Annotated in this window: 23 protein-coding genes and 1 pseudogene; 11 read left to right on the forward strand and 13 right to left on the reverse strand. The window is 71.1% G+C overall.

Annotated features, from left to right (window positions below):
• Nucleotides 1–14 precede the first annotated feature (14 nt).
• The 7 genes from A4R25_RS28535 to A4R25_RS28565 all read right to left on the reverse strand — a co-directional run bounded on the left by A4R25_RS28535 (nucleotide 15) and on the right by A4R25_RS28565 (nucleotide 6,909).
• On the reverse strand, nucleotides 15–848 hold the full coding sequence (locus A4R25_RS28535; protein WP_064448692.1) for a carbohydrate ABC transporter permease: 834 nt from the start codon (nucleotides 846–848) through the stop codon (nucleotides 15–17).
• Nucleotides 845–1,831 carry a carbohydrate ABC transporter permease gene (locus A4R25_RS28540; RefSeq protein WP_064448693.1) on the reverse strand — a complete coding sequence of 329 codons (987 nt, stop codon included), beginning with the start codon at nucleotides 1,829–1,831 and terminating at the stop codon, nucleotides 845–847. Before A4R25_RS28540 ends, A4R25_RS28535 begins: the two co-directional genes overlap by 4 nt.
• Nucleotides 1,828–3,120, reverse strand: coding sequence for a sugar ABC transporter substrate-binding protein (locus A4R25_RS28545; protein ID WP_064448694.1), 1,293 nt, complete (start codon nucleotides 3,118–3,120; stop codon nucleotides 1,828–1,830). The genes A4R25_RS28540 and A4R25_RS28545 overlap by 4 nt, the downstream gene beginning before the upstream one ends.
• 222 nt (nucleotides 3,121–3,342) lie before the next feature.
• Nucleotides 3,343–3,627, reverse strand: coding sequence for a GlsB/YeaQ/YmgE family stress response membrane protein (locus A4R25_RS28550; protein ID WP_043328998.1), 285 nt, complete (start codon nucleotides 3,625–3,627; stop codon nucleotides 3,343–3,345).
• Nucleotides 3,628–3,880: 253 nt separating this feature from the next.
• Nucleotides 3,881–4,168: a GlsB/YeaQ/YmgE family stress response membrane protein gene (locus A4R25_RS28555; protein ID WP_043328996.1), complete on the reverse strand. Its 288-nt coding sequence runs from the start codon at nucleotides 4,166–4,168 to the stop codon at nucleotides 3,881–3,883.
• A gap of 220 nt (nucleotides 4,169–4,388) precedes the next feature.
• The gene (lepA, locus tag A4R25_RS28560; RefSeq protein WP_064448695.1) at nucleotides 4,389–6,266 is read right to left on the reverse strand and encodes a translation elongation factor 4; all 1,878 of its coding nucleotides are present in this window, start codon (nucleotides 6,264–6,266) and stop codon (nucleotides 4,389–4,391) included.
• A gap of 106 nt (nucleotides 6,267–6,372) precedes the next feature.
• Nucleotides 6,373–6,909 carry a DUF4240 domain-containing protein gene (locus tag A4R25_RS28565; protein WP_064448696.1) on the reverse strand — a complete coding sequence of 179 codons (537 nt, stop codon included), beginning with the start codon at nucleotides 6,907–6,909 and terminating at the stop codon, nucleotides 6,373–6,375.
• Between A4R25_RS28565 and A4R25_RS28570 the strand changes: the two genes are divergently transcribed.
• Nucleotides 6,908–8,008: a phosphotransferase family protein gene (locus A4R25_RS28570; RefSeq protein WP_231915661.1), complete on the forward strand. Its 1,101-nt coding sequence runs from the start codon at nucleotides 6,908–6,910 to the stop codon at nucleotides 8,006–8,008. The two genes, A4R25_RS28565 and A4R25_RS28570, sit on opposite strands and share 2 nt — an antisense overlap.
• 321 nt (nucleotides 8,009–8,329) lie before the next feature.
• Nucleotides 8,330–8,596, forward strand: coding sequence for a 30S ribosomal protein S20 (gene rpsT / locus A4R25_RS28575; RefSeq protein WP_030503107.1), 267 nt, complete (start codon nucleotides 8,330–8,332; stop codon nucleotides 8,594–8,596).
• A 173-nt stretch (nucleotides 8,597–8,769) separates the two neighbouring features.
• Here the strand turns inward: rpsT and A4R25_RS28580 are convergent, their stop codons facing one another.
• From A4R25_RS28580 to A4R25_RS28590, 3 genes and pseudogenes are all read right to left on the reverse strand, one after another.
• Nucleotides 8,770–9,234, reverse strand: a complete 465-nt coding sequence (locus A4R25_RS28580) for a hypothetical protein (RefSeq protein WP_043328992.1) — start codon at nucleotides 9,232–9,234, stop codon at nucleotides 8,770–8,772.
• Nucleotides 9,231–10,211, reverse strand: coding sequence for a DNA polymerase III subunit delta (holA, locus tag A4R25_RS28585; RefSeq protein ID WP_043328991.1), 981 nt, complete (start codon nucleotides 10,209–10,211; stop codon nucleotides 9,231–9,233). The genes A4R25_RS28580 and holA overlap by 4 nt, the downstream gene beginning before the upstream one ends.
• A gap of 122 nt (nucleotides 10,212–10,333) precedes the next feature.
• A pseudogene (locus A4R25_RS28590) lies at nucleotides 10,334–11,956 on the reverse strand (ComEC/Rec2 family competence protein); the annotation flags it as partial.
• 382 nt (nucleotides 11,957–12,338) lie between these two features.
• On the opposite strand from A4R25_RS28590, the gene A4R25_RS32045 reads away from it, so the two are divergent.
• From A4R25_RS32045 to A4R25_RS28605, 4 genes are all read left to right on the forward strand, one after another.
• Nucleotides 12,339–12,473, forward strand: coding sequence for a hypothetical protein (locus tag A4R25_RS32045; RefSeq protein ID WP_255361312.1), 135 nt, complete (start codon nucleotides 12,339–12,341; stop codon nucleotides 12,471–12,473).
• 67 nt (nucleotides 12,474–12,540) lie between these two features.
• The gene (locus tag A4R25_RS28595; protein WP_064448698.1) at nucleotides 12,541–13,815 is read left to right on the forward strand and encodes an AAA family ATPase; all 1,275 of its coding nucleotides are present in this window, start codon (nucleotides 12,541–12,543) and stop codon (nucleotides 13,813–13,815) included.
• A 370-nt stretch (nucleotides 13,816–14,185) separates the two neighbouring features.
• Nucleotides 14,186–14,545, forward strand: coding sequence for a hypothetical protein (locus A4R25_RS28600; RefSeq protein WP_064448699.1), 360 nt, complete (start codon nucleotides 14,186–14,188; stop codon nucleotides 14,543–14,545).
• 78 nt (nucleotides 14,546–14,623) lie between these two features.
• The gene (locus A4R25_RS28605) at nucleotides 14,624–14,863 is read left to right on the forward strand and encodes a hypothetical protein (protein ID WP_157539189.1); all 240 of its coding nucleotides are present in this window, start codon (nucleotides 14,624–14,626) and stop codon (nucleotides 14,861–14,863) included.
• A gap of 156 nt (nucleotides 14,864–15,019) precedes the next feature.
• On the opposite strand, the gene A4R25_RS31295 is transcribed toward A4R25_RS28605, so the two are convergent.
• A complete protein-coding gene (locus tag A4R25_RS31295) occupies nucleotides 15,020–15,229 on the reverse strand; it encodes a hypothetical protein (protein ID WP_157539191.1) in 210 nt (69 codons plus the stop codon).
• A 456-nt stretch (nucleotides 15,230–15,685) separates the two neighbouring features.
• On the opposite strand from A4R25_RS31295, the gene A4R25_RS28610 reads away from it, so the two are divergent.
• From A4R25_RS28610 to A4R25_RS28630, 4 genes are all read left to right on the forward strand, one after another.
• Entirely contained in the window at nucleotides 15,686–16,120 is a 435-nt protein-coding gene (locus A4R25_RS28610) for a helix-turn-helix domain-containing protein (protein WP_064448701.1), read from the forward strand.
• A 283-nt stretch (nucleotides 16,121–16,403) separates the two neighbouring features.
• Nucleotides 16,404–16,595 carry a hypothetical protein gene (locus A4R25_RS28620; RefSeq protein ID WP_064448703.1) on the forward strand — a complete coding sequence of 64 codons (192 nt, stop codon included), beginning with the start codon at nucleotides 16,404–16,406 and terminating at the stop codon, nucleotides 16,593–16,595.
• A complete protein-coding gene (locus A4R25_RS28625; protein ID WP_064448704.1) occupies nucleotides 16,595–17,746 on the forward strand; it encodes a hypothetical protein in 1,152 nt (383 codons plus the stop codon). The genes A4R25_RS28620 and A4R25_RS28625 overlap by 1 nt, the downstream gene beginning before the upstream one ends.
• Before the next feature lie 128 nt (nucleotides 17,747–17,874).
• Nucleotides 17,875–18,141: a hypothetical protein gene (locus tag A4R25_RS28630; RefSeq protein ID WP_064448705.1), complete on the forward strand. Its 267-nt coding sequence runs from the start codon at nucleotides 17,875–17,877 to the stop codon at nucleotides 18,139–18,141.
• Nucleotides 18,142–18,205: 64 nt separating this feature from the next.
• On the opposite strand, the gene A4R25_RS28635 is transcribed toward A4R25_RS28630, so the two are convergent.
• Nucleotides 18,206–18,376, reverse strand: a complete 171-nt coding sequence (locus tag A4R25_RS28635) for a DNA-binding protein (protein WP_307189070.1) — start codon at nucleotides 18,374–18,376, stop codon at nucleotides 18,206–18,208.
• 281 nt (nucleotides 18,377–18,657) lie between these two features.
• On the opposite strand from A4R25_RS28635, the gene A4R25_RS28640 reads away from it, so the two are divergent.
• Nucleotides 18,658–18,861 carry a hypothetical protein gene (locus A4R25_RS28640; RefSeq protein WP_064448707.1) on the forward strand — a complete coding sequence of 68 codons (204 nt, stop codon included), beginning with the start codon at nucleotides 18,658–18,660 and terminating at the stop codon, nucleotides 18,859–18,861.
• Between the two features lie 59 nt (nucleotides 18,862–18,920).
• Here the strand turns inward: A4R25_RS28640 and A4R25_RS28645 are convergent, their stop codons facing one another.
• Entirely contained in the window at nucleotides 18,921–20,285 is a 1,365-nt protein-coding gene (locus A4R25_RS28645; RefSeq protein ID WP_197494990.1) for a recombinase family protein, read from the reverse strand.
• Nucleotides 20,286–20,301: the final 16 nt, after the last annotated feature.

Raw genomic sequence — 20,301 nt, forward strand, 5'->3', positions numbered from 1 at the left:
CCGGCCCGCCGCCCTCAGCCCTTCACGGCTCCCGCGACCAGGCCGGAGACCATCCGGCGCTGCACCAGCAGGAAGAAGACGATCACCGGCAGGGTGAACAGCGTGGACGCGGCCATCACCGAGCCCCAGGCGGTGTCGTCGCGGCCGAAGAAGAACGTCATCGCCACCGGCAGCGTGTACTTCTGCTGGTCGTTGATGAAGGTCAGCGCGAAGATCAGCTCGTTCCAGGCGGTGATGAACGAGAAGATGCTGGTGGCGACCAGGCCGGGCGCGACCAGCGGGAACAGCACCTTGCGGAACGTCTGGGCCCGGCTGGCGCCGTCGATGGCGGCGGCCTCCTCCAGTTCCTTCGGCACCGCTGCGACGAAGCCGCGCAGCATCCAGACCGCGAACGGCAGCGAGAAGCCGAGGTACGTGAGGATCAGGCTGGGCAGCGTGTTGTAGAGACCGAGCCGCTGGATCATCAGGAACAGCGGGATGACCAGCGCCTCCAGCGGGATCATCTGCACCACCAGCAGCATGATCAGGAACGTGGTGCGCAGCTTGAACCGGAACCGGGCCACGGCTGTCGCGGCGAGCAGCGCGACCAGCCCGCTCAGCAGCACCGTGGCCCCCGCGACGAGCACGCTGTTGAGGAAGAAGTCGGTGAACGTCACGCCCGGGATCAGGTTGCCGGTGAGGATCTCCCGGTAGTGCTCCAGCGTCGGCTCGGCCGGCACCGGCCGGGGCGTGGACGAGAAGATCTCCCGGTTGGGCTTCAGCGACGTCGCCACCATCCAGTAGACCGGGAACGCGGCGAAGAGCGCGACCAGCAGGCCCGCGCCGTTGAGGGCGATCTTCTTCATCATTCGTCCTCCTGCCGCAGCACCATGCGGACGTACAGGGCGGTCACCACGAGCAGGATCACGGTGAGGATCACGGCGATGGCGGAGCCGAGGCCGTACTTCGGCGGCGGTGAGAACGCCTCCGCGTACGAGTAGATCGACAGCATGAACGTCGACCGGTCCTGGGTGCCGCCGGCCAGCACGAACTGCTGGGTGAAGACCTTGAAGTCCCAGATCGTGGAGAGCACCACGAGGATGCCGAAGACCGGCCGCAGGATCGGGAACGTCACCTTCCAGAACACCTTCCACGGGCCGGCGCCGTCGACCCGGGCCGCCTCCTGCAACTCCGTCGGCACGCTCTTGAGCCCGGCCAGCACGCTCACCGCGATGAACGGGAACGAGTGCCAGACCACCACGAGCGTCAGGATGGCGAAGAACAGCAGCGGGTCGTTGAACCAGCCGTACCCGGTCCAGTCGCTGCGCCCGAACAGCGCCGTGGACAGCCCGTCCGGGAGCTTGTTGAACAGCCACGTGACCAGGCCGCTCGTGTCGTCGAAGATCCACTTCCAGACGATCGTGCCGGTCAGCGCCGGGGTGGCCCAGGCGAGCATCACGCAGCTCGCCACGAACGTGGCCATCTTCTTGCCCAGGCGGTTGAGCAGCAGCCCGACCAGCGTGCCGAGGACCATCGTGAGCGCCACGTTGGCGACCGCGAACAGCACCGTGTTGCGCAGCACCGTACGGAAGAACGGGTCGCCGAGGATCTGGGCGTAGTTGGCCAGGCCGATCCACGGCCACTCGCGGTCGCCGCGCAGCTGCCGGACGCTGTCCAGCTTGTGGAAGGACATCCACACGACCTGGCCGAGCGGCCAGAGCAGCAGCACGGCGATGATCGCCAGGCAGGGCAGGAGCAGCAGGTACGGAAGGTGGTCCACCCGGCGACGGCGCCGCCGCGCGGGGGTCTCCCGCGCGGCGGCCTCGCCGGTGGCCTCGGTCAGCGTGGTCACTTGGCGTTGAGGATGCTTTCGATCTCGGTGGCCGCGTCGGCGGTGGCCTTCTCGACCGTCTTCTGGCCCTTGATGACCGAGCTGTTCATCGCCTGGGTCACCGTCTTGGTGCGGCTGACCTCGACCCACTTCGGGGTGAGCGGGGTCAGCTTGGTGTTCTGGATAGCGGTGGCGAACGCCGCCATCACCTTGTCGTTGGCGTAGTCACCGCTGCTGACCAGGTCCTGGTAGACCGGGAAGAACCCGAGGCTGCTGGCGAACTCCTTGTCCTTCTGCTTGCTCAGCAGCACGGTCATGTAGTCCCAGGCCAGCGCCTGCCGCTCGCTGTCCTTCCAGATGGCGATGTCGGAGCCCCCGGCGAACGCCGGGGCGGCCTTGCCGTCCGGGCCGGGGATCGGGAACGTGCCCCAGACCTTCTCGATGTCCGGGTTGTCCTTCTTCATCGCGCCGCCCTGCCAGCTACCGGCGAACGCCATCGCGGCCTTGCCGGTGGCGAACTGGGTACGGGCGTCGACCTCGTTCCACCCGGCGGCGGCCGGCGGGGCGACCTTGTGCACTGTCACCAGGTCGGTCCAGAACTTGACCGCCTTCTGCGCCTCGGGGGTGTTGTAGCCGGACTTCCAGCTGTCCCCCTCCTTGGTGGCGATCTCCGCGCCGGCACTCCAGAGGAAGGAGTAGAACGGCAGCTCGGAGTTGCCGGGCAGGGCGATGCCGTAGGTGCCGGGCTTCTTGGCCTGCACGGCCTTCGCGGCGGCGACCATCTCGTCCCAGGTCGTCGGCGGCTTCACGCCGGCCTCGGCGAACCAGTCGGTGCGGTAGTAGACGGCGCGCACGCCGGCGTACCACGGCACGCCGTACTGCTTGCCGTCGAGCTGAGCGTTCTTGACCAGGTCGGGCAGGATGTCCTTGCCCTCGGACCAGGCGTTGAACTTGTCCGAGACGTCGGCCAGGGCCTCCTGAGCGGCCCAGCCCTGGGTCTCGGTGTTGCCCAGCTCGGTGACGTCCGGGCCCTCGCCACCGGCGAGCGCGGCCTGGAACTTCTTCGGCGCCTCGAGCCAGGGGATGTACTGCACCACCACGTCGGTCTCGGGGTGCTTCTTCTTGAACTCCGCCTCGACGCTGTCGAGGAACGCGGTCTGGGCGTCGCCGCCCTCACCCATCATCCACACAGTGAGCTTGCTGTTGTCGGCGGCCTTGTCGTCGTCGCCGGAGCCACCGCACGCGGTCAGCACCAACGCGGCCGACGCCACGATGGCGGTGACCGGAGCCAGCCGCTTCCACCTGTTCACGCCATATCTCCCTCAGGGCCGTTTGGCACTAACCTTCTCCGCCGCACCTTAGTAGGAAAATTTCCTTTACAACAGGGGGTGTTCGTGACGGAGGGCACAGGCGACCGTATCGCAGCCGGGGCCCGGCCGACATCGATGCCGTCCGGGCAGTTCAGAGCCCACGAACGCCGACGGGCGCCCGGCCGGTGAGGCCGGGCGCCCGTCGAGGCGCGTGGTGCGGGGTCAGTAGCGCGAGACGCCGCGGCGACGGCCGACACCGGCCACCAGGGCCACGCCGATCGCGGCGAACAGCACCTGCAGCATCAGCTCGCGCCAGTCGATGCCGGCGGTCTCGGCGAAGCCGGAGGCCCGGGCGACGAGCGTGCCCAGAAGCGCGGCGCCGACGCCGATCAGCATGTGCAGCCACATGGGCATGTTCTGCCGGCCCGGCACGACCAGCCGGCCCAGCGCGCCGACGATCAGACCAACGACCAGCGCCGTGATGATGCCCCAAACGGTGAGCTCCATGGTCGCCCTCCTCCTTAAGATCCGGTCACACGTTTTTGTGTGGTTACTGTCGTGATCGCTAAGTTCCCGACCGCCCGGAAATCCAAACCGACTCCGATGACGAATTGTTCAGACGTACCCTGACCTGCTACTTCTCCCCGAAACCGGGCGCGGCGGGCGGGCCCGGCACACCGACGGGGTTCAATGCGCCGAATACGCCGACGGGTGCCCGGCCGATGCGGCCGGGCACCCGTCGAGGCGCGTGATGCGTCGATCAGTAACGCGAGACGCTGCTGCGGCGGCCGACGCCGGCCACCAGGGCCACACCGATGGCGGCGAGCACGACCTGCACGGCCAGCTCGGCCCAGTCGATGCCGGCGGTCTGCGTGGCGATGCCGAGCGCGCGGGCCAGGACGGTGCCCAGCAGCGCCGCGCCGACGCCGATCACCATGTGCAGCCAGATCGGCATGTTCTGCCGGCCCGGCACGACCAGCCGGCCCAGCGCGCCGACGATCAGACCCACGACCAGCGCGGTGATGATGCCCCAGACGGTGAACTCCACGGTCGTCCTCCTAAAGCGATTTCGCACGTTCTGTGCGGTTGCTGTCGTGACCGCTAAGTGCCCGACGCATCGAAAACCGAAACCGGCCGTATCGACCGCCACCCTCCCGACTGACGCGAACCCGCAGGTGGGAGCGCTGCCAGAGGCTGAAAATCTCCTGGGTACGCGAACGGCCGGCGCCCCTGCGAGGGGACGCCGGCCGCTGCGCGGAGCCGGACCGCTACTTCTTGCCGGCGGGCTTGCCGTCACCGGAGTCGGACGAGAGCGCCGCGATGAACGCCTCCTGGGGGACCTCCACCCGGCCCACCATCTTCATCCGCTTCTTGCCCTCCTTCTGCTTCTCCAGCAGCTTGCGCTTGCGGCTGATGTCACCGCCGTAGCACTTGGCGAGCACGTCCTTGCGGATCGCGCGGATGGTCTCCCGGGCGATCACCCGGCTGCCGATCGCCGCCTGGATCGGCACCTCGAACTGCTGGCGCGGGATCAGCGAACGCAGCTTCGCCGCGATCGTCGTGCCGTACGTGTACGCCTTGTCCTTGTGCACGATCGCGCTGAACGCGTCGACCGGCTCGCCGTGCAGCAGGATGTCCACCTTCACCAGGTCCGACGCCTGCTCGCCGGAGGGCTCGTAGTCCAGTGAGGCGTAACCCTTGGTACGGCTCTTGAGCTGGTCGAAGAAGTCGAAGATGATCTCGGCCAGCGGCAGCGTGTAGCGCAGCTCCACCCGGTCGGCGGAGAGGTAGTCCATGCCGAGCAGGCTGCCCCGGCGGCCCTGGCACAGCTCCATCACCGCGCCGACGTAGTCGTTCGGGGTCAGCACCGTCGCCCGCACCGTCGGCTCGTACACCTCCGCGATCTTGCCGGTCGGGTACTCGCTCGGGTTGGTGACCACGATCTCCTCGCCGTCCTCCTGGATGGCCCGGTAGACCACGTTCGGGGCGGTGGAGATCAGGTCGAGGTTGAACTCCCGCTCCAGCCGCTCCCGGATGATCTCCAGGTGCAGCAGGCCGAGGAAGCCGCAGCGGAAGCCGAAGCCCAGCGCGCCGGAGGTCTCCGGCTCGTAGACCAGCGCGGCGTCGTTGAGCTTGAGCTTGTCCAGCGCCTCGCGCAGGTTCGGGTAGTCCGAGCCGTCGATCGGGTAGAGCCCCGAGTAGACCATCGGCTTCGGGTCCTTGTAACCGCCGAGCGCCTCCTTGGCCGGGTTGTTGTTGATGGTGACCGTGTCACCGACCCGGGACTGGCGCACGTCCTTCACGCCGGTGATCAGGTAGCCCACCTCGCCGACGCCGAGCGCCTCGGCCTTGACCATCTCCGGCGAGATGACACCGATCTCCAGCAGCTCGTGGACCGCGCCGGTGGACATCATCTTGATCCGGTCCCGGGCCGAGATCCGGCCGTCGATCACCCGGACGTACGTGACCACGCCCCGGTAGACGTCGTACACCGAGTCGAAGATCATCGCGCGGGCCGGGGCCTCGGCGTCACCCACCGGCGGCACGAACTGCCGGACGATCTCGTCCAGCAGGTACGGCACGCCCTCGCCGGTCTTGCCGGAGACCTTGATGCAGTCCGCCGGATCGCCGCCGATCAGGTGCGCCAGCTCCTCGGCGTACTTCTCCGGCTGGGCGGCCGGCAGGTCGATCTTGTTGAGCACCGGGATGATGTGCAGGTCGTTCTCGAGCGCCAGGTAGAGGTTGGCGAGCGTCTGCGCCTCGATGCCCTGCGCGGCGTCGACGAGCAGGATCGCACCCTCGCAGGCAGCCAGCGAACGGGACACCTCGTAGGTGAAGTCCACGTGGCCCGGAGTGTCGATCATGTTGAGCACGGCCGTCTCACCGGCCCGGTCGCCCTCGCGGATCGTCCACGGCATCCGCACGGCCTGGCTCTTGATGGTGATGCCGCGCTCGCGCTCGATGTCCATCCGGTCCAGGTACTGCGCGCGCATCTGCCGTGGGTCGACCACACCGGTGAGCTGCAACATCCGGTCGGCCAGGGTCGACTTCCCGTGGTCGATGTGGGCGATGATGCAGAAGTTCCGGATGCGCGCCGGGTCGGTGGCACCAGGAGCGTTCGCGCCGGGATCGAGCGTCGGTGGCACAGCGGTCCGTTCTGGTCGGCTGACGTGAGCGGGCCGGCGCGCCGCCGGCCCCCTCCATGGTCCCACGTCGCCCCGGGAGCGCCCGGACTCCCCCTTTACTCCACTGCTATTCCACGGGTGGCTCCACGAAGAGGGTGGCCAGCCTCGGCAGCCGACGCCGGGCCTCCTCCTCGTCGTCGAAGTCCCAGAAGTCGTTCAGGTCGGGCACCGGCACCGGGTCAGGCTCGGCCGGCAGGTCGCTCGCGGTGGCCTTCCGGTACGCGTCCCACGGCACCGCCAGCATGTCCTCGCACTCGAACTCCTCGCCGCTGAGCGCCGCCGCCCGCACCTGCGGCAACTCGGCGAGCGAGTCCGGGTCGCCGACCGCCTTGGCGAACACCGCCCGGCCCTGGGTCATCAGCCAGCCCCGGAAATACTCGAAGCCGTCGTCCGAGGCGCCGCCGTTGATCAGGTACGCCGCGCCCCAGAGATCCACCCGGTAGGAGGCGGCGAGCACCCGCCGCTGGTGGTGGGCGTACCCGACGATCTCCTCCGGGTCGCGCCCGGCCAGCAGCGCGACCGCCCGGGCGGCGACCGCGTCGGGCTCTCCCCCGGCCCCGGCGCGGGCGTCGTCGATCAGCTGCCAGAACTCGTCGGTCCTCATGGCAGGCAGTCTGGCAGAGCCCTCCGACGCGCCGGTTCGCCGCGCGCCGCCGGTGCGGCGGGGCGGCGCGGCCCGCGTGCGGCAGCATGGTGCGGTGCGTGCGATCTCACTCCCGCCCGTCGCGTACGGGTCGACGGCCGTGCGGCCGGGCTGGACCGACCTGCCGGCCGGGCTGCGGAACGCGCTGGCCGCCCGGCTCGGCGGCCAACCGGCGGCGGTACGGGTGGCCGCCGGCGGGTTCACCAGCGGATTCGCCGCCGTGCTGACCGGCCCCGACGGGGAGCGCGTGTTCGTCAAGGCGGCGGCGCTGCACAGGCAACGGCACCTGGTCGACTGGTACGCCCACGAGGCGGCGATCCTGGCCCGGCTCCCGGCCGGCCTGCCGGTGCCCCGGCCGCGCTGGGCGCTCACCGAGTCCGGCTGGTACGCGCTGGCGCTCGACGCGATCGACGGGCACACCCCCGCGCTGCCCTGGGCGCCGGCCGAGCTGGACGCCGCCCTCGCCACGTACGCCGAGGTGGCCGCCGCCCTCGCCGACCCGCCTGCGCAGCTGGCCGCGCTACCGCTCCCCCGGCTCGCGGACCTGGCCCGCGACGACATCCTCTGGTGGGGCGAGGTGGCCGCCGGACGTGAGCCGCTGCCCGAGCAGGCCGCCGGCGCCCCGCTGGCCGAGCTGGTGGCGCTGGAGTCGCGCCTGCCCGGGTACGCCGACGCGGCCCCCGGGCTGGCCCACGGCGACCTGCGGGTGGACAACCTCCTGATCGACTCCGGCGGGCGCGCCTGGCTGTGCGACTGGCCGTGGCTCTGTCACGGGCCGGCCTGGTTCGACCTGGCCGGGCTGTTGCTCACCGCGTACGCCAGTGGCCTGGACGCGGACGCCGCGTTCGCCGGTCACCCGGCGGTGGCAGGGGCGCCCGCTGATGCGCTGGACGTGACGCTGGCCGCGCTGGCCGGCTACTACCTGACCGGGGCCGCCGCCGGACCGTCGACGGCGTCCCCGCACCTGCGCGCCCACCAGCGCTGGAGCGGCGAGCAGGCGCTCAGCTGGCTGGCCGAGCGGCGAGGCTGGGCCTGGCCCCACCCCGCCGGTTCCCCATGACCCACCCCAGCTCAACAAGGTGGCGCGCATCCCACCGCCCCCTTGATCCACACCAGCACGGGGAGGTGGCCGCATCACACTTGCCCTGACCCCGCCACCTCCCCGAGCTGGCGCGCCGCCCGACCAGCCTGGGAACGCCGGCCAGCCTGGCGGCGTCCATGGGTGCGACGGCATGCTGGTGACGGTGGCAGGTGGGCCCCAGCCGGAGGCGTTTTGGCTCGTCGGGGACCGACCTGGTAGCCTGGCTTTTCGCGCGGCGATGACGCATGCTCGTCGTGCGCGAAAGCAGACCAACCCGAGCTATCAAGACGAGGCTGTCGCGTGGCGAACATCAAGTCCCAGATCAAGCGCAACCGGCAGAACGAGAAGCGCCGGCTGCGTAACAAGTCGGTCAAGTCGTCGCTGAAGACCGCCATCCGGAAGTTCCACGAGGCTGCCGAGGCGGGCGACGCCGAGAAGGCCACCGTGCTGATGCGTGAGGCCACCCGGAAGCTGGACAAGGCTGCCAGCAAGGGTGTCATCCACGCCAACCAGGCGGCCAACCGGAAGTCGGCGATCGCCAAGCGCGTCGCCTCGTTCTCTGCCTGACCGGCACCGCAGATCCCGACCGGAAGCCCCGGGGCCATCGAGCCCACGGGGCTTCCGGCTGTCCCACTCCGATCACGCCGCAGATCTTGGTACGAAACGGCCCCCTGAGGGGCGGTTCCGTACCAAGATCTCCGCGCGAAGGCGCAGGGCGCGGCGCGGGGGAAGAGGCGCTGCTAGCGCTCGGTCGGGCGGTCGAACGTCGCGCGTTGCGGGTGGTGGTAGCGGACGCCCCGGGAGTCGGCTGGCGTGCCGCCCGGCAACGACCGGACGCTCCGGACCGCGCCGCTCGGCAGCGCGCGGGCGCTCGCGGGCACCCGGGCCCGGCCGACCACCGGCTCCATCTGCCGCCGGAAGCGGTCCCGCTCCTGCTCGGGCACCAGCGCCGCGGTGCGGACGACCATCTCGGCGACCACGTCGTTGAGCTTGACCATCGCGGCCACCGCGACCGGCAGCACCAGCACCGCCCACCAGCTCACCAGTTCGGCGAGCGCGAGCAGCACGGCGAGCGCCATCGCGCCCTCGAAGAACAGGAAGCAGAGCACCCCGCCCGGGTTGACGAAGCGCAGGCCCAGCACCCGGGCGTAGAGCGGGCGGTACCGCTCCTCGTCCGTGGCCACAGTCGACCACGATCGGGTCACCGGGCGCCGCCCTGCCGGGCCGCGGCCACCGAGAACACGGCTCGCTCCAGCGCGTACGCCCGGTCGTCGGCGCCGCCCTTGACCGCCGCGTTGCACTCGGCGGCCACCCGCATCGCCTCGACCAGGCCCTCCGGCGTCCAGCCCCGTGCCCGCACCTGAGCCTTCTCGATCTTCCAGGCCGGCATGCCCAGCGTCTTGGCCAGCTGGAACGGGCTTCCCCGCCCGGCGGCGGCGACCCGGGCCACGGTTCGTACGCCGTCGGCCAGCGCGTCGGCGATCGGCACCGGATCGACGCCGACGTGCAGCGCCCAGCGCAGCGCCTCCAGCGCGCCGGGCACGTCGCCGACCATCGTCGCGTCGGCCACCGTGAAGCCGGTCACCTCGGCCCGCCCCCGGTAGTAGCGGGCCACCGTGTCCGCGCTGATCCGCCCGTCCGTGTCGGCGAGCAGCTGCGAGCAGGCGGCGGCCAGCTCACGCATGTCGTTGCCGACCGCCGCGACCAGGGCGTCGGCCGCGTCCGGCGTGCACTTGCCCCCGTTGCGACGGATCTCGTCCCGCACGAAGGCGGCCCGTTCCCGGTCGCCCTTGAGCTTCATCGCCGGCACCACAGTGGCACCGGCCGCCCGAAGCCCGTCGGCGAACGCCTTGCCCTTGGCCCCGCCCAGGTGCAGCACGACGAGCTGCACGTCCGGGTCGGGGTTCTTCGCGTACGCCAGTAGCGCGGTGGACAGGTCCTTGCGGGCGTCCTGACCGGAGCGGAGCACCAGCACCCGGCGGCCGCCGAACAGCGACGGGCTGAGCATCTCGGCGATCTCGCCGACGGTGAGCGTGCCGGCCTGGTATTCCCGCACGTCCACGTCGGGGTCCACCTCGCGGGCCCGGGCGACGGCTTCGGTCACCGCTCGCGTGGCGAGCAGCTCCTCGTCGCCGAGGACGAGCACAATAGGAGGCAGGTCGGCGGGGGTCACGTCGCCCATACTCGCACGCCCTCCGACCCGATCGGACCTGGTCATCGAGGACTGTGACGGCACAGCCCGCACTCAGCGCAAATCCAGACATTTGCCTTGATCCACCATCTATCGCAACAAGATTCGCCACCTCACCGCTGTCGTACCGGATCGGGGCCGCGCGTCACCACGGCGAGGCCGGCGCCGACGCGCACGGCGGCCAGGTCACCGCCGGTGTCGGTACGCAGCACCCGCGCGCCGCCCCGGGCCAGCCGGTCCAGCAGCCCGGCGTTGGGATGCCCGTAGTCGTTGTCGACGCCCACGCACACCAGCGCCACCGCCGGGCGCACCGCGGCGAGGAACTGCGGATCCTGGTACGCCGAGCCGTGGTGGGCCACCTTCAGCACGTCGGCCCGGATCGCGGCGGCCGGCATCGTCTCCAGCATCGCCCGCTGCTCCTCCGTCTCGGCGTCACCGGCGAGCAGGACCCGTACCCCGGCCACGGTGGCGGTCAGGACGAGTGAGTTGTTGTTCGGGTCGGACCGGCTGCCCCGCAGCGGGTACGGCGGCCCGACCGCGACCAGGTCCACCGCTCCGGCCCGCCACCGCCAGCCCGCCTGCGCGGCGGCGAGCGGCGCACCGGCCCGGCGGGCCGCCTCGCGTACCTGGGCGGCGCCGTAGGGCGGCTCGGACCAGGACGGACCCACCACCGCGCCCACCCGCCGGCCCCGGAACACCCCGGCCACGCCGCCGACGTGGTCGACGTGGAAGTGACTGACCACCAGCAGCGACACCTCACGTACGCGCAGGCGGCGCAGGCAGGCGTCCACGCCGGACGGGTCCGGTCCGGCGTCGACCACCACGGCCCGGCCGGCCGCCACCGGCAGCACCACGGCGTCCCCCTGTCCCACCGCGCACGCCACCACCACCCAGCCGCGCGGCGGCCAGCCGGAGGCAAGCAACCGGATCGGCGCCGCGCCGAGCACCACCGCCATCACCACGACCGCGACCAGCCGCCGCGCCCGGCGTCGGCGGAAGGCGAGCAGCAGCGCCACGCTCACCCCCGCCAGCAGCAGGGCCCCGGCCACCCCGCCCACCCAGGGCAGGTTCCCGGCCGGCAGGTCCGCCCCGTGCGCGGCCACCGCCACCAGCCAGCGCGCCGGCCAACTCGCCAGCCAGGCCAGGAACTCCGCGCCGCCCGGCCACACCGGCGACAGCACCGCCGCCAGCACACCGAGCACAGTGGCGGGCGCGACGGCCGGCACCGCCAACAGGTTCGCCGGCACCGCCACCAGGCTCACCGTCGCGGACAGTCCGGCGATCACCGGGCCGCAGGCGAGCTGCGCGGCGGCCGGCACGGCGAGCGCCTCGGCCAGCCCGGGCGGTACGCCCCGGCGGCGCAGCGCGTCCCGCCACCCCGGCGCGAGCAGCAGCAGTCCCCCGGTGGCGCAGACCGACAACGCGAACCCCGGGTCGCCCGCGAGGTCCGGGTCGTACAGGACCAGTCCGGTGACCGCCGCGGCGAGCGCGGGCAGCGCCGACCGGGACCGCCCGGCGGCCAGCGCGGCGAGCCCGATCGCACCCATCGCGGCGGCGCGCACCACGCTCGGCGAGGGCCGTACCAGGATGACGAACCCGACCAGGGCGAGCACACACAGCGTGGCTGCGGTACGCGGACCGGCGCGCGCCCAGCGGGCCAGCAGCAGCACCGCGCCGACCACTATCGCCACGTTGGAGCCGGACACCGCGTTGAGGTGGGTCACCACGCAACTAAGGCGGGTATAAATCCTCCGGCCGTGACCTGCACAGACTGTCCAATCAGTCCAGATGCGGACTGGAAATGGGGCCTGAGCTGGGGAAACGCTAGATCATTGAGCTAGCCAGGGTGGGCTCAGTGAGCTAGGGTTCATGTTGCAGGCGAGATACCAGCGCCACCTGGCGCACGGTCCGCCCGCCGGTCCCACGCAGAAAACCGGATGGCACCCGGGGGCCGGAGGCACTTCTGGCCCCATCCCGCGCGCCGGTCAGCCAGCCGGAGGCACGCGCAACTACTCCGATTCATGGAGCGTTGCCATGCCTCTGTCGACCCGTGAGCGCGCGTCCCGCGCTGGCCGTGCCCTTCAGGCTTCCCGCTCCCCGGAGGAGCGCCGCGAAGCCATGCGGAAGGTTCGTCTGGCCGCCGCCGTCAAGGCCATCGTGGAGAGCGCGCCGGAGCTGACCCCGGAACAGGCCGCGAAGCTGCGCGCCATCTTCGGCACCGCCGCCAGCACCTCTGGCCGCCTGGCCGCCTGAACCAACCCCAGACATGCCGAAGCCCAGGGCCGGAATCCCTGGGCTCAGCGAAGAAAGGTACTGACTCGTGACTCAGCTTATCACCCCGCCAGTCGAGATCACTACTGACGTGGAGGCTGCCGTCCTGGCCTACACCCAGCGGCAACTGGATGCCGCCTGGGATGCCTTCGACGCCGGTGGAGGCCAGGCGACGGACCCCACCACGGAGGCCGCCGTGTTCGATCAGACCTACTACACCTTCAAGTGCCCGGCCTGCCCGATTCACATGCAGGTGATCCCCCGCCGTCCCCGCCTGAGGCAGGGGCCGGGCCTTCTCGGCTTCGCCGAGATAGTCCACCCAGAGCCGTTCACGTGCTCAGCGGAGAAGTACAGCCACAACCTCACGAATGCAACGGTGGCGGTAAAGAAGGTCCGGGAGGAGCTGGACACCAGGCGCGGCGTAGACCTGGAGCTGGTCCGCTTGAAGCGGCTCCTGGCCGGTGGTGAGGTGAAGTGGCTCATCCCGGACGTGATGGAGCGCGGCATGATGGCCGCCCTCTACGGCCCGGCGGGGACCGGGAAGTCCCTCCTGGCGCTGGAGTGGGCCGTGAAGCTGGCCCAGGGCGGCCAGCGGGTGGTCTACCTGGATGAGGAGAACCCGCCGGAGCTGATGGACGAACGGCTGGAGGCTATGAGCGTGGACCCGGCAGAACTGACCCACAACCTGACCTACTACTCCTTCACCGGCTGGACCGTGGACACGGAGGAGGGGGCCGCGAAGATCCTGGAGGCGTGCCAGAGGGCACGCCTGGTGGTCTTCGACTCCTGGAACAAGTTCTTCGCCAGCGGGAGCCAGTCCGGGGACACCGGGGCCCTGGACGCCTACCGGCTCACCGTGAAGCCGCTCCGCGCTGCCGGGGTCGGCGTCCTCCGTCTGGACCACACCGGCCACGCGGAGGTGACCCGGCCCGCCGGGTCCCACGTGAAACTGGGGGACGTGGACCACAACTGGCAGATGAAGGCGAAGGATCTGGGGGACGGCCGGGCCGCCGTCACCCTGGTCCACCAGAAGTCCCGCACGGGCCGGGGCCCGGACGTGCTGGAGCTGGTCCGAGAGTCGGACCCGGTGCTCCGCCACGCCAGCGCGAAGGACCGTGTACCGGCGGTCGACCTGGCGGCCCCCACAGACGCCGTGGAGCGCCTGGTGGCCCTCATGGATGAGAAGGGCTACGCCACGGACTGGAGCGTCCGGAAGGCCGGGGCCGCGCTCCGGGAGGCCGGGGTGAAAGTCTCTCAGGATGACCTGGCGGAGGCGGTCCGCCGCCGCAAGGCCGCGCCCGTCCCGGCGGCCAGGGAGGGCTGACCGCCAGCGTTACGGGAAGCGTTACGGGGCCGCGTAACAGTCCACATCAGGACTGTTACGCGGCCCCGTAACGCTATGGGTTAGCGGCCAGGAAAAAGCCCAGCTCACACAGCATTCCGGCGTTACGCGTAACACCCCGTAACACCCCGGAACACGTGATCCCTGGGTGTTACGGAGCACCGTTACGGAACCCTCCTTACGAAGTAGGAGGGTTCCGTAACGGTGCACCGGACACCGGCCCCAGGTAACGGCCAGAGAATTCAAGATCCACCCGACAAGCGGCCAGGAGGAGCCCTCCCCTGGCCGCTGGGTGCCAACCGGTCATACCCTGGCCGCCTGATCAGCACCGTCCGAAGGAGACAGGCCGACTATGACCGAACCCATCGTGATCTCCGTAGCCAAGCCCCTCTGGACGTCCTGGGGGGCGGATCGGAAGCTGGCCAGGCTGAGCCGACCGGGGTTGGCGATGCGGCCCGATGAGCAACTCCGGGATGATCTCCGATTCATGGAGGAGGAGGCGGAGAGCGTTAAGGCGGAGGTGGTGTACGGCCTCCGGATATGCGGCGAAGACCTCCCCCAGCCCATCACGATGAGGGGCTGGGTCGGTGACGATCAGCTCTACGCGCTGGGCGAGACGCCGGAGGAGGCCCTGGAGAACGGCCGGAAGATGCGGGCCCAACTGACGGCCCGCATCCACAAGGAGATGGAGCGGCGGATGGCCAGGCGCTGAGCCCTCCTCCTGGCCGCCGTCACCGGCGCTGGTGACGGCGGCCTTCGCGTACCCCCCCCCCGCCCGTACGGTTGACGCATGACGTTGGCCCTACCACCGGACGTGGACGGACGCTGGATCACCCCGCGCGGCGTGACGGCGGTCCTGGAGGAGCTGGAGCTGTGCGGCGTCCCGGTGAACGCTCCCCTACCGGAGGCCCGGAGGGTCCTGGCACTGTCCGGGGTCTGGGTCCCGGACGGCACGCTCACCGGGGTCCTGAAGGTCCGGCGGGAGGCCGCCGGCCAGGGTCGGAGCGGACCCCTTCAGCGGGCCGCCTGAAGGGGTCCGCCGGGAGCTGGTTACCCCTGGCTGCCCCACCGGGTAACGGAATCCCCAGACCAGGGGCCGCTTCTCGCTGGCTACCCCTGGCTGCCCCTGGCTACCCGGGCGGGTGTTGCCGGGGCCGGAGATGAACTCCGACCCCGGCGCCTGAAACTAGGACCGACCCGTCCGGGTCCGCCGCTTGCGGATCGCCACGGTGATGGCGCTGATGGAGGCCACCGCCACCGCGCTGATCGCGCCGATGGCCACCTGGGCCACGTCGCCCATGTTCTGGCCGCTGGCCAGCACGATCCAGAGCAACGCGGCAATGGGGATCACGGTGACCACAACGAGACCGATGAGCAGGGCAGTGTCAAGGCTCACCCCGCCCCGACGCTGGTGAGGGGGAGGAGTGGTAGCTACGGTTGCCACGGGGCTGTCTTTCTCCTTCTTGATCCTGGGACAGGACATCTTGGCGAACAGACCCACCGGTGGCCTTTGGGATGCGACCCCAGAGGCCACCAGCCTTTTCCGGCCTGGCGTCCGCCATCTTGGCGCTGAAGGGGACTGTAGCTAGCCGACCCGACAGCACCTTCTCCGCACGCGATCTGGGCCCTGGAGCCCCGCTCGCGTCCAACAAGGATCCCTGACGTCGGCCCGGAAGTGCGGCTCTTGCGCCGACTCTGTGAGGAAGCCGACGCGCGTGACGTTTTCGTTGCGTTGAACGATGTACAGATCGATGTAGCCCCTCTCCGTCCCACGCACATAAGCGTCATTATGATGTTCAATTCGATGGCACTTTGCCCTTGTATCTGGCACTTTCGCGGATATGGTTCGCGTATGTCACGGATACCTGCCGGACAGCGCCATGAGCAGGAGCTGAAGGCCCTGGAGCTGAGCAACGCCGGCCACTCCATCGAAGTGATCGCTGAGCGCCTGGACATCAGCCCCCGGACCGCCGCGCGCCGCGTCCAGGCCGCGCTCCAGCGCATCCCGGCCCAGGAGGCGGACACCCTCCGCCGCCAGTCGGAAGCACGGTTCAACGGCTGGATGCGCCGCGCCACGGCCCTTCTGGACTCCCCGGAGCTGTCCATCCCGGACACCGTGCGGGTCCTGGGTCTCCTCCTGTCCCTGGAGCGGGAGCGGGTCCAGCTCTACGGGCTCCGGCTCCCCTCCGCCGTGGTGGTCCAGCATGAGCTGATGGGACCTGAAGGTCCCGGACCCATCACGGGATCCTCCGGGGTCCTGACGGGACCCTCCGGGGTCCTCCGGTGAGCCCCCTGAAGCTGGGTCCCGGCTCCGGGTCCTCCCGGCTCCTGGGTCCGGGGACCTCCGAGCGCTGCCGGACCCACCGGGTCCCCCTGGGTCCCGTCCAGCGCATGGGTCCCGGTGAGGAGGCCGCCGCCCTTCGCCTGAGCCAGGAGGCCGCCGCACGCCTGAAGGAGGAGGGCCTGCCCCTCCCCCGGGTCCGTCCGATGACCGACCGGCAGGCCCGCTGTCCGGAGTGCGTCCAGGGGTTTGCCCTGGCCGCCGTCGCACGACTTCAGGGAGATGACTGATGACCGCCACCGATCCGGGCCGGGCCCGCCGCCGGAAGATGCTGGGCTACTCGCCGGAGGAGCCGGAGGAGACCAGCACCACGGAGGAGCCGGAGGAGACCGGCGTCCCCGCGCTGAACGACCTACTGCGCGCACTGACCCCCGCCCAGCGGCGACGCCGCCTCATGCTCGGACTGAAGGAGACTGACTGATGATCACCGATGAGCGCGTCCGCTACGTCCCGGAGCTGGGCGTCTGGACCGTGGACATGACCGGCGTGACCGCCGCCCTCCCCGGCCAGGCGGAGCACATCCTGGGCGCGGCCATGTTCCACGCGCGGGAGGCAGACGCCGGGCTGGAGGGTTGCACGTGCGACCCGGGAGACCAGCACTGGGACGGCCCCCGGCTCCGGGTGCCCACCCCGCCGTACGGCCACGGCGTGGCCCAGGCCCAGGGGTCGAACAGTCGCCTCATGGTGATCGGCCACGGTGGCCGGATCCAGGTGGCCGCCATGACCGGCCAGGAACACCAGGGCAACCCGTGTCCGCTCCGGAACGTCGACGGGGAGGAGCGCGCGAAGGAGTTGGTGGAGCGCGGCGGCACCGGCCTGACGGAGTTGTGGGGGCTCAGCGTGGCCTTCCCGGCCGGGGCCGGTCCGCTCCAGCCGCTTCCGGCGCACGCCGCCCCGGAGGTCTGGGAGTCGGAGCCGGTGCGCTTCAGCGCGTCGGGCCTGGTGATGAACGTCCCGGGTCGCCACGTCCACCCCGGCGTCCAGTCCTCCCTGGCCGCGTACCGGGATCTGGCGCTTCAGGTGACGGAGCTGAACCGGGCCGCCCGTGACGCCCAGGACCGGGTGGAGAACGCGCCCCGGGAGCTGCGCCGGGAGGTGGCCCAGGCGGCGGCCAGTGGACGGCGTGCGGACGCCGCGAAGGCGGCCCAGCGCATCCGGGATCTGGAGGTGGAGGCCCAGGCCGCGAAGGCCGTTGCCGACGGCACGGAGGACGCGCTGGACACGGCACGGGCCGCCGTGGTGAAGGGCATGACGGAGCACCGGGCGGAGTGGCTGGCGTACCTGAGCGGCCAGGGAGGGGCCGCGCTGGGCCGCCTGGACGCCGCGCTGACGGAGCTGGGCCAGGCCCTGGCGGACGTGGTGGCCGTGGACGCCATGCGGGCCAACGTGGAGCGGCCCCTGGCTCCCGGTGGTCAGGTGTTCGCTCAGGCGTCCGCGCTGAGCCCCGACGTGAGCGCCACCCTGGCCGCCGCCCAGGAGGTCCGGGAGAAGGCGGCGAAGACCCTGGCCCCGCTGTCCCGCTACGGCCAGGGAGAGAAGACCACGAAGCGCCGGATGAAGGCCGCCGCCTGAGCCGACACGGAACGGCCCGCCCCATGCCTCCGGGGCGGGCCGTTCCGTGTCGTCCACCCGACACTTCCCGCCCTGTCCCTTCCTGGCTCGACAGGATCGCGTGACGGTTGCACTACGGAGGGACGAACATGCCGAAGGACTACACCAAACTCGCTACGGACTACCTGGAGGTGCCAGTCCGACGAGCCGACGACAAGAAGATGGAGGAGCTGACCGAGGACTACTACCTCCGGCACGGCCAGGCCCTTGCCATCCTGGCTGTGGCGTGGGAGCTGAGGCAGCTCCGGGAGGCCATCAAGGGCGTGGAGGATGCCCTGGAGGACCAGGACGGGCACGGAGTGGGAACCCACGTCAGGCACGCGGCTGAGTACCTGGAACGGATCGCCAAGCGCTGAGCCGTCACGGACAACGGCCCGGACCAGGCGGTCCGGGCCGTTCCGTGTGCGCTCTCCTGGCCGCTCAGCTCTCCGGCGGCGGGGGTTCGTCCGCTCCCCTGGCCTTCCAGGGCTGGTGTTCGCTGATCCAGCGCTCTACGTCCTCCACCAGCCAGACGGTCCCACCGGCCAGGTGATCGAACGGCTCCGGGAAGTCGGGGCGGGTGGTGAGCTGGACTACCCGGACGCGCGACACGCCCAGGCGCTCCTGAAGCTCCGCGCTCCCGTACAACCTCCGCCGCCAGGCCACCCACTGAGCACCACGACGACACCCCCTTGCGAACCTGAAAGCCCTGCCCAGGTCACCCGTCTGCGCTGTTCATCGCCAGTCCTGATGCCAACTAGACCCCCTGTCATACTTGACAGGGGGTAGGGCCATCCGGTCCCCTGGACGGGCAACACACCGGGTAGCGGTCCGGGTACGTGAGCGGGGCTCCGTGCTCGGACCTGCCTGTCTCTGGAGGTGGAGCTGTGCCCATGGACGACGGTCCCGTGACCCCCGCGCTGGTCCTCTGGACGGCCAAACGGGTGATCACCCAGCACGCGGAGGCGGCCAGTCCCCACCGGGCTACGGGCCGGTGCGCTCAGTGCCGGGACGACGGGTGCGGGATGCTGAGCTGGGCCATCGGCGTGGTGAAGGAGCACCGGCTGGCCGCGAATCGGCCGGGTCGCTTCACCTGAGCGACCCGGCCGGGTTACTTCGTGGAGCGTTGACGGACCTCACTGCGCACCGGGGAAACTCACCTCCAGGTCAGCGTGATCCCCTCCACGCTGAAGCCGGGCCCCCGGCGGCCCCGGTCCACGGTGATCTCCAGGAGGAGGCGGACCACTGTGCGGCGCGCGTCCGGGCTCAGGTGCCCCCAGGCCGCCGACACGTCCTCCGCGCTGACCAGCTCCCCCAGGACGCCGGCCCGGTCCGGCGGCGGAGCGGCGGCGGCCTCCAGGGCGGCCAGCTCCGGACGAAGCTGACCCGTGATGGTGGCTAGCTGCCTGGCCGTGATGACCCCGGCCGCGAAGCTGGCGGCGGCGTCGTCCAGGCGCTGGCGTACGCGCTCCGCCGCCTGGGCGGCCCGCTCCCGCTCTCCCCCGTCGTCCTCCGGGGTGAGCAGGGCGGCGGCGTCCGGTCGGCTCAGGCGTCCGATGACCACGGCCTCCACGTACTCCTCCAGCCGGTCCCGCCGCCGACTGACGCACGTGCGGAGCTGGCACCGGTACACCTCCTGTCCCTTCGCCTGGCCGACCCGGAGCGGGCCGCCGCACACGCCGCACTGGGCAATGCCGGACAGGAGGTGGAGGCGGCCCGCGCGGCCAGGGGTGGTGACGCGCTCCGGGTCGGTGAGGACGCGCCGGAGAGCGCGCCAGGTCTCCGGCGGGATGATGGCGGGCCAGGCCGCCTGGCCCATCTCCTGGCCGTTGTACTCCCGGAGGCCAGCGTGGCGCGCGTGAAGGAGGACGTTGCGGAAGGTCGGGTGCGTCCAGGGCTTCCCGCTGGCGTTGTAGAGGCCCCGGTCATTCAGGTCCCGGAGGATGGAGCGCACCGGCTCCCCGGCCAGGATGCGCCGGGCGGCGTCCCGGATGACGGTGGCCTCCGACTCCCGCACGGTCATGCGGTCCACCTCCCAGCCGTACGGCCGGTGCCCGCCGTGGGGCTTCCCGGCGGCGGCGTTCTCCGCCAGCTTCCGCCGGATGCGGGCCGCCTTGTGCTCCGACTCGTATCGGGCCGTCGCACCCAGCATCCGGGCCACCATCCGGCCGGACGGGCTGGTGAGGTCCACGGCCCCGGACTGGACGGTCTGGATCTGGAGGCCGGTGCGCTCCGCCAGGTCGATGAAGCGCTCCAGCTCCTTCGGGGACCGGTGGAGGCGGTCCGGGTGCCAGGAGATCAGGCCCCGCACGGTTCCGGCGTCCACGGCGGCCAGGAGGCGCTCATAGTCGGGCCGGACCTTCCCGGAGTACGCGCTGATGTCGTTGTCCCGGTAGACCTCCGTGACGGTCCAGCCCAGGCGCTCCGCCAGGGCACGGCAGTCCGCTTCCTGGCGGGCCACGCCCAGGCCCTCCCCGGTGGAGTCGGAGGAGATCCGTACGTAGATGGCTGCGCTAATCACGCCTTGATCGTGGCAT

Source organism: Micromonospora sp. NBRC 110037, from assembly GCF_001652995.1.
Lineage (GTDB): Bacteria > Actinomycetota > Actinomycetes > Mycobacteriales > Micromonosporaceae > Micromonospora > Micromonospora chalcea.